Origin of the sequence: Variovorax sp. E3, from assembly GCF_016082275.1 — a bacterium.
GTDB lineage: Bacteria > Pseudomonadota > Gammaproteobacteria > Burkholderiales > Burkholderiaceae_C > Variovorax.
Genome location: NZ_MOWM01000250.1, coordinates 1 through 6,427, shown reverse-complemented (window position 1 = coordinate 6,427; position 6,427 = coordinate 1). Strand labels below are relative to the sequence as shown.

Genomic DNA, 6,427 nt, shown 5'->3' with positions numbered 1-6,427 from the left:
GGGCGCACCACGGCCAGCGACTTGCCGCGCGCGCGCTTGCGCCAGTCCTGCTCGTAGGCGGTGAGGTCGCCCTCGTGGAGCACGTGCGAGGCGCCGACGATGGCGCGCAGTTGGTCGATCAAGGTGGTCACGGTGCGGGTATCCAGGGAAAGAAAATTCAGAAGGCCGATGCCGCAGCGCCGATCCATTGGCGAAAGCTCTGCAGCGGCGGGTAGTCGCCGCGGCCCGAGGGCCAGGCGAGGTAATAGCTGTCGGCGCTTTGCACGGGGCCGTTCAGTGCCTCGACGAGGTCGCCGCGCGCGAGCTCCTGCTCGATGAGGAACCTGGGCAGCAACGCAATGCCGAGCCCCGACATCGCGGCTTGCGCGGCCATGGCGAACTGGTCGACGAGCATGCCCGGCACCTGGTCGACCGAGGTTTGCATGGCCGCGAACCACTGCTTCCACGCATCGGGGCGAGACACCAGGTGCAGCAGCGGCGCCTTCAGCAGGTCGGCCGGCGCTTCGAAGCCGTGCAGCTCGCGCAGCTTGCGGCTGCACGCGGGCACAACCGTTTCGCTCATCAGGAAGTCGAGCTCGGCGCCCATCCATTCGGGCTGGCCGAAGTGCACGGCCGCGTCGATCTGCTCCATGCGGAAATCGAAGGGCGCGAGCCGCGTCACGAGGTTGATGGTGATGCCCGGGTGCTCGGCGACGAAATCCGGCAGGCGCGGTGCGAGCCATCGCGTGCCGAAGGTCGGAAGAATGGCCAGGTTCAGCGTGCCGCCAGAGGGGTTGGCGCGAAAGCCGAGCGTGGCCGTCGAGATGCGACCCAGCGCCTCGCGCACCTCTTGCGCGTAGACCTCGCCGGCTTGCGTGAGCCGCACGGTATGGCGCTCGCGCACGAAGAGGTCGCCGCCGAGCAGTTCTTCGAGCGAACGGATCTGCCGGCTCACGGCGCTTTGCGTCAGGTTCAGTTCGGCGGCGGCGGCCGTGAAGCTCTGCAGCCGCGCGGAAGCCTCCAGCGCACGCAGGACGGTAATGGAAGGGAGGAAGCGGCGGGACCAGGTCATGGAAGCAGAACGGTGGGCATTGCCCGGGTCGGAGGCTCAGAGCGCCTTCGCCAACTCCGGCACGGCCGTGAACAGGTCGGCCACGAGGCCGTAGTCGGCCACCGAGAAGATCGGCGCCTCTTCGTCCTTGTTGATCGCCACGATGACCTTCGAGTCCTTCATGCCGGCCAAGTGCTGGATCGCGCCCGAAATGCCGGCTGCGATGTACAGCTGCGGCGCCACGATCTTGCCCGTCTGGCCCACTTGCCAGTCGTTCGGGGCGTAGCCTGCGTCCACTGCTGCGCGGCTGGCACCAAGGCCGGCGTTCAGCTTGTCGGCCAGCGGGGCCATCACTTCGGTGAACTTCTCGGCGCTGCCCAGGGCGCGGCCGCCCGAGACGATGATCTTGGCGGCCGTCAGTTCGGGGCGTTCGCTCTTCGTGACTTCACGGCCCACGAAGGCGCTCTTGCCGCTGTCTGCGACGCCTTCAGCCGTTTCGACCGCTGCGCTGCCACCGGTGGCGGCTGCGGCGTCGAAGCCGGTCGTGCGGACCGTGATGACCTTGGTCGCATCGCTGCTCTGCACGGTAGCAATCGCGTTGCCGGCGTAGATCGGGCGCTCGAAGGTATCGGGGCTGTCGACTTTCGTGATGTCGCTGATTTGAGCGACGTCCAGCTTGGCGGCCACGCGCGGGGCGACGTTCTTGCCGTTGGCGGTCGAGGGGAACAGGATGTGGCTGTAGTTGCCGGCGATGGCCAGCACTTGGGCGGCGACGTTCTCAGCGAGGTTTTCGGCGAGGCTCGGGCTGTCGGCTGCGATGACCTTGGTCACGCCTGCGATCTGCGCAGCGGCCTTCGCGGCTTCAGCTGCGTTCGCGCCTGCGACAAGAACGTGCACATCACCACCGCAAGCCAGCGCGGCAGTCACGGTATTGAGAGTGGCCGGCTTGATGCTGGCGTGGTCGTGTTCGGCAATAACAAGTGCGGTCATGTTCAGATCACCTTCGCTTCGTTCTTCAGTTTGTCCACCAGCGTTGCAACGTCAGGCACCTTGATGCCGGCGCCGCGCTTGGGCGGCTCCGAGACCTTCAGGGTCTTCAGGCGGGGCTTCACGTCCACGCCCAGGTCTTCGGGCTTGAAGGTGTCCAGCTGCTTCTTCTTGGCCTTCATGATGTTGGGCAAGGTGACGTAGCGCGGCTCGTTCAGGCGCAGGTCGGTCGTGATGACGGCCGGCAGCGTGAGCGTCAGCGTTTCCATGCCGCCGTCCACTTCGCGCGAGACAGTGGCCTTGTCGCCTGCCACTTCGACCTTCGAGGCGAAGGTGGCTTGCGGCAGGTCGGCCAGTGCAGCCAGCATCTGGCCGGTCTGGTTGGCGTCGTCGTCGATGGCTTGCTTGCCCAGGATGATGAGCTGCGGCTGCTCCTTGTCGACCAGTGCCTTCAGCAGCTTGGCGACGGCCAAGGGCTGCAGCTCTTCGGTGGTCTCGACCAGGATGCCGCGATCGGCGCCGATGGCCATGGCAGTGCGCAGCGTTTCCTGGCACTTGGCATCACCGCAAGACACGGCGATCACTTCAGTGACCACACCCTTCTCTTTGAGGCGAACCGCTTCTTCGACCGCGATCTCGTCGAAGGGGTTCATGCTCATCTTGACGTTGGCAATGTCCACCCCGGTGCCGTCGCTCTTCACGCGCACCTTGACGTTGTAATCGACGACCCGTTTGACAGGCACCAGAACCTTCATGTGTTGCATCCCTGGAAATAACGGCGCACGCGGCGCCAATTGCTGAATGACGATTTAGCGCGCGGCGAGGAAAGGAGCGGCTTCTTTCAGCGAGCGCTCCTGCGCCTCTTCGTACAGCGCGATCTCGTCCTGCACCGTGGCGCCCAGCGCGGCCTCGAACACGGCTTGCGCGCTGTTGGCCGCATAGCTCTTCTGCTCGCCCGCGCCGAGGTTCGACTGGAAGATGCCGGCCGCGCTCACGGGCAGAAAGTCTTCGTACGTGATCGGCTCGGCCGAGAGCCAGCCGCCGTCGACGAGCGCTTCGAGCGACTTCGCGCCGAGCTCGTCGTGGCCCGCAGCGCGGCCCTTGTCCGTCAGCGCGTAGCGAAAGAAGCCCAGGCCGGCTTCGCGCATCGCCTTCAGGTCGTCCGGAAAATCCTGGAACGCGGCATGCAGGCGGGTCTGGTAGTCGGCCCCCGCGTTGCCGGCGCCGTTCGCGTCCCGCACGCGGGACAGCAGCGCGTCGTACAGCGCGCGGCCCTTGCGCGTCAGCGCCACGCCGCGCTGCTCGATCTCGCCGAAGCGCGCGGTGTGCGTGCCCGCCTCCGACGCGCTTTCGCCCGCGAACGCCACGCGTTCCTGCAGCGCGCGAAAGCTGGTCTGGCGCAGCAGGATCGGCACCTTGCGCTGCGGCGGGCCTTCGACGACGTCCTTGGCCGACATGCCGCGGCGCGTCATCTCGATCTGCGCGGCGTCGATGTCCAGCGTGCGCGGCGTCAGGTGGTTGATGTGCGGGCCCTTGAAGCAGGCCACGTCGGCGATGAGGCGGTGCGCCGCCAGCAGCTTGTCGTAGGTGGCCTTGCTCACGGTGGCCTCGCTGTGCCAGCGGAAGGTTTCCAATGCCTGCGCCACGAACTCTTCGGCCTCGGCAGCCGTCAGGCCGCCGGCCGTTTCCGCGCGTTCGACCAGCGCCAGCGCGCGCGGCGTGAAGATGTTCCGGCGCGCCAGGATCTGCTGCACTTCCTCGCGCAGCGCGAGGTCTTCGATCAGCTCGAGCCGCAGCAGCGACGTGAACACGCGAAACGGGTTGCTCGACAGCGACGCATCGCTCACCGGGCGAAAGGCGGTCGAATGCACCGGCACGCCGGCCACCGACAGGTCGTAGTAGCCGACCGGCGCCATGCCCATCACCTTGAACAGGCGGCGAATGGTGGCCAGTTCCTCGGGCTTGCCCAGGCGGATGGCGCCGTGGCGCTCGACGCCGATGCGCTCCAGTTCGCCGTTCTTTCGCAGGTGTGCAAGAAGGGCCGGCTCGCGCATGGTTTGGGCGTTGACGTCGGCCACGACGTCGAGCAGCTCGCCATACAGCGGAACCTCCTCGCGGTACATCTCGGACATGCGGCGGGAGAACAGCGTACGGATCTCGTCGCTGCAGAGGAAGGTGGTGTCGTTCATTGGGGTGGTCTTGAGATGTCGCGAGGCGCCCGGCATTCCCGGGGCGCATCGGTCGGGTGCATGGCCAAAATTTTCTCCAGCGCGTGCAAGCGGGTCAAACGATCTTCTTGCCGAACGTCATTCCTCCAGCGCATGAACTCGGCCGCCAGCGCCTTGTTTTCGCCGCGATTGAAAACATCCGGAAAGGCACGACAACATTCGTCAACTTTCGGGCGCCAGGTATTCCGCCACCGCATGGACTCGATTCCAAAACATCGCTGTCGCGCGCGCGGGGGTGAATCACAAAATACCGGCCCCATCGTCGCCGCCGGGCGGCATCGGGAAGGCGCGCGCGCCCTTCGCGCGCATGCACGCACGTTTCCATTCATTTTTCATAAGAGACAGGGATTCCCAATGCCAGCCCAGACCCCGATCCAACGCCGCGCGCTCCTTTCGATCGCGCTGATCGCCGCCACCGGCGCGCTTTCGCAGCCTGCCCTCGCGCAGCCCGACAGCGCCTGGCCGACCAAGACCATCACCCTGGTCGTGCCCTTCCCCGCCGGCGGCACCACTGACACGATGGCGCGCCTGGCGGGCCAGGCACTGGGCAAGGAACTGGGCCAGACGGTGATCATCGACAACAAGCCCGGCGCGGGCGGCAACATCGGCGCGCAGGCCGTGGCGCGGGCCACGCCCGACGGCTACACGCTGCTCATGGGCACCGTGGGCACGCACGCCATCAACCCGGCGCTCTACAAGAAGATGCCCTACAACCACGTCAAGGACTTCGCGCCCATCTCGCGCGTGGTGGCGGTGCCGAACGTGCTGGTGGTGCATCCGTCGCGGCCCTACAAGACGGTGCAGGAACTGATCGCCTACGCCAAGGCCAACCCCGACAAGGTGACGTACGCGTCGTCGGGCAACGGCACGTCGATCCACCTCGTGGCCGAGCTCTTCAAGACCATGACCGGCGTGAAGATGCAGCACATTCCCTACAAGGGCAGCGCCCCCGCACTGGCCGACCTGATGGGCGGCCAGACCGACATCATGTTCGACAACATGCCCTCGTCGATCTCCTTCGTGAAGGCCGGCAAGCTGCGCCCCTTGGCCGTGACCACGGCCACGCGCTCGGACCAGCTGCCGAACGTGCCGGCGCTGGCCGAAGCCGGCGTGCCGGGCTTCGACGCCGCGTCGTGGTTCGGCCTGCTGGCACCGGCCGGCACCCCGGCCGCGGTGATCCAGCGCATCGACGAGGCGCTGATCAAGGCCATGGCATCGACCGACCTCAAGAGCAAGATCATCGAACAGGGCGGCATCCCCGTGGCCGAGACGCCGGCCAAGTTCTCGGCCTTCATCCAGTCCGAAACCGTGAAGTGGGGAAAGATCGTGAAGGAATCGGGCGCGAGCGTCGACTGACGAGGGGGCGGCGGGTCGCCGCTTAGAATGCGAGTAATTCTCATTACTTCGTATTCCTCGTTTCATGCCCTCCCCCGCAGCCGCAGCCCCGATCGACGCGCTCTACCGCGAGCATCGCGACTGGCTGCAGGGCTGGCTGCGCCGCCGCCTGGGCGACGGCCACACGGCCGCGGACCTGACGCAGGACACCTTCGTGCGCGTCATCACGGGCGGCCAGGCGCAGGCGATCCAGGAGCCGCGCGCCTACCTGACCACGCTGGCGCAGCGCGTGCTCTACAACTTCTGGCGCCGGCGCGAGCTGGAGCGCGCGTGGCTCGATGCGCTCGCGGCCCAGCCGGCCGAACTGGCGCCCTCCCCGGAGACCTACGCGCTGGTGCGCGAAGCCGTCGAGACGCTGGACCGCTGGCTCGACGGCCTGCCGTCCAAGGTGCGCGAGGCCTTCCTGCTGCGCCGGCTCGAAGGCCTGGCGCACGGCGAGATCGCCACGCGCATGGGCGTGTCGGTCACCTCGGTCGAGCGCTACGTCAAGCAGGCCATCGTGCATCTGTACACCTGCCCGGTGCAGCCCGATGCCTGAGCGGCAACCGCACGCCACCGCCGCCCTGCCGCTCGATGCCGTCACCGAACAGGCGATCGACTGGCTGGTGCGGCTCGACTCCGGCCACAGCGACGACGCCGATCGGCAAGCCTTTGCACAGTGGCTCGGCGCCGCGCCCGCGCATGCCGCCGCATGGACCCGCCTGCAGCAGCGGCTGAACCAGCGGATCACGCCCGCGCTGAGCCAGCTGCAGACCGGCGGCCATGCCCCGACCGGCGTGCGCGCGCT

7 protein-coding genes and 1 pseudogene are annotated in these 6,427 nt (G+C 67.3%); 3 read left to right on the top strand and 5 right to left on the bottom strand.

The annotated features are described in order from the left end of the window. The 5 genes and pseudogenes from BMG07_RS39055 to BMG07_RS39035 form a co-directional block, all read right to left on the bottom strand. Positions 1 to 188 (bottom strand): annotated as a pseudogene (locus BMG07_RS39055) (hypothetical protein); the annotation flags it as partial. Continuing rightward, entirely contained in the window at positions 158 to 1,051 is an 894-nt protein-coding gene (locus tag BMG07_RS39050) for a LysR family transcriptional regulator (RefSeq protein ID WP_198088979.1), read from the bottom strand. The gene BMG07_RS39050 and the pseudogene BMG07_RS39055, both read right to left, overlap by 31 nt. A gap of 36 nt (positions 1,052 to 1,087) precedes the next feature. Beyond that, entirely contained in the window at positions 1,088 to 2,020 is a 933-nt protein-coding gene (locus BMG07_RS39045; RefSeq protein ID WP_198088978.1) for an electron transfer flavoprotein subunit alpha/FixB family protein, read from the bottom strand. Between the two features lie 2 nt (positions 2,021 to 2,022). Next, positions 2,023 to 2,772: an electron transfer flavoprotein subunit beta/FixA family protein gene (locus BMG07_RS39040; RefSeq protein ID WP_198088977.1), complete on the bottom strand. Its 750-nt coding sequence runs from the start codon at positions 2,770 to 2,772 to the stop codon at positions 2,023 to 2,025. Positions 2,773 to 2,826: 54 nt separating this feature from the next. Beyond that, the gene (locus BMG07_RS39035) at positions 2,827 to 4,206 is read right to left on the bottom strand and encodes a VOC family protein (RefSeq protein ID WP_198088976.1); all 1,380 of its coding nucleotides are present in this window, start codon (positions 4,204 to 4,206) and stop codon (positions 2,827 to 2,829) included. Positions 4,207 to 4,599: 393 nt separating this feature from the next. Here BMG07_RS39035 and BMG07_RS39030 point away from each other — a divergent pair, with 393 nt between their 5' ends. The 3 genes from BMG07_RS39030 to BMG07_RS39020 all read left to right on the top strand — a co-directional run. Further along, positions 4,600 to 5,601 carry a tripartite tricarboxylate transporter substrate binding protein gene (locus tag BMG07_RS39030; protein WP_198088975.1) on the top strand — a complete coding sequence of 334 codons (1,002 nt, stop codon included), beginning with the start codon at positions 4,600 to 4,602 and terminating at the stop codon, positions 5,599 to 5,601. Between the two features lie 64 nt (positions 5,602 to 5,665). After that, positions 5,666 to 6,178: a sigma-70 family RNA polymerase sigma factor gene (locus BMG07_RS39025; RefSeq protein WP_198088974.1), complete on the top strand. Its 513-nt coding sequence runs from the start codon at positions 5,666 to 5,668 to the stop codon at positions 6,176 to 6,178. Continuing rightward, positions 6,171 to 6,427 (top strand): DUF4880 domain-containing protein (locus tag BMG07_RS39020; RefSeq protein WP_198088973.1); only part of this gene is annotated, 257 nt, incomplete at its 3' end. The genes BMG07_RS39025 and BMG07_RS39020, both read left to right, overlap by 8 nt.

What these genes read in the sequence shown, in the direction of transcription:
- BMG07_RS39050 (WP_198088979.1), bottom strand. Translation starts at nt 1,051, where the DNA reads ATGACCTGGTCCCGCCGCTTCCTCCCTTCCATTACCGTCCTGCGTGCG.
- BMG07_RS39045 (WP_198088978.1), bottom strand. Translation starts at nt 2,020, where the DNA reads ATGACCGCACTTGTTATTGCCGAACACGACCACGCCAGCATCAAGCCG.
- BMG07_RS39040 (WP_198088977.1), bottom strand. Translation starts at nt 2,772, where the DNA reads ATGAAGGTTCTGGTGCCTGTCAAACGGGTCGTCGATTACAACGTCAAG.
- BMG07_RS39035 (WP_198088976.1), bottom strand. Translation starts at nt 4,206, where the DNA reads ATGAACGACACCACCTTCCTCTGCAGCGACGAGATCCGTACGCTGTTC.
- BMG07_RS39030 (WP_198088975.1), top strand. Translation starts at nt 4,600, where the DNA reads ATGCCAGCCCAGACCCCGATCCAACGCCGCGCGCTCCTTTCGATCGCG.
- BMG07_RS39025 (WP_198088974.1), top strand. Translation starts at nt 5,666, where the DNA reads ATGCCCTCCCCCGCAGCCGCAGCCCCGATCGACGCGCTCTACCGCGAG.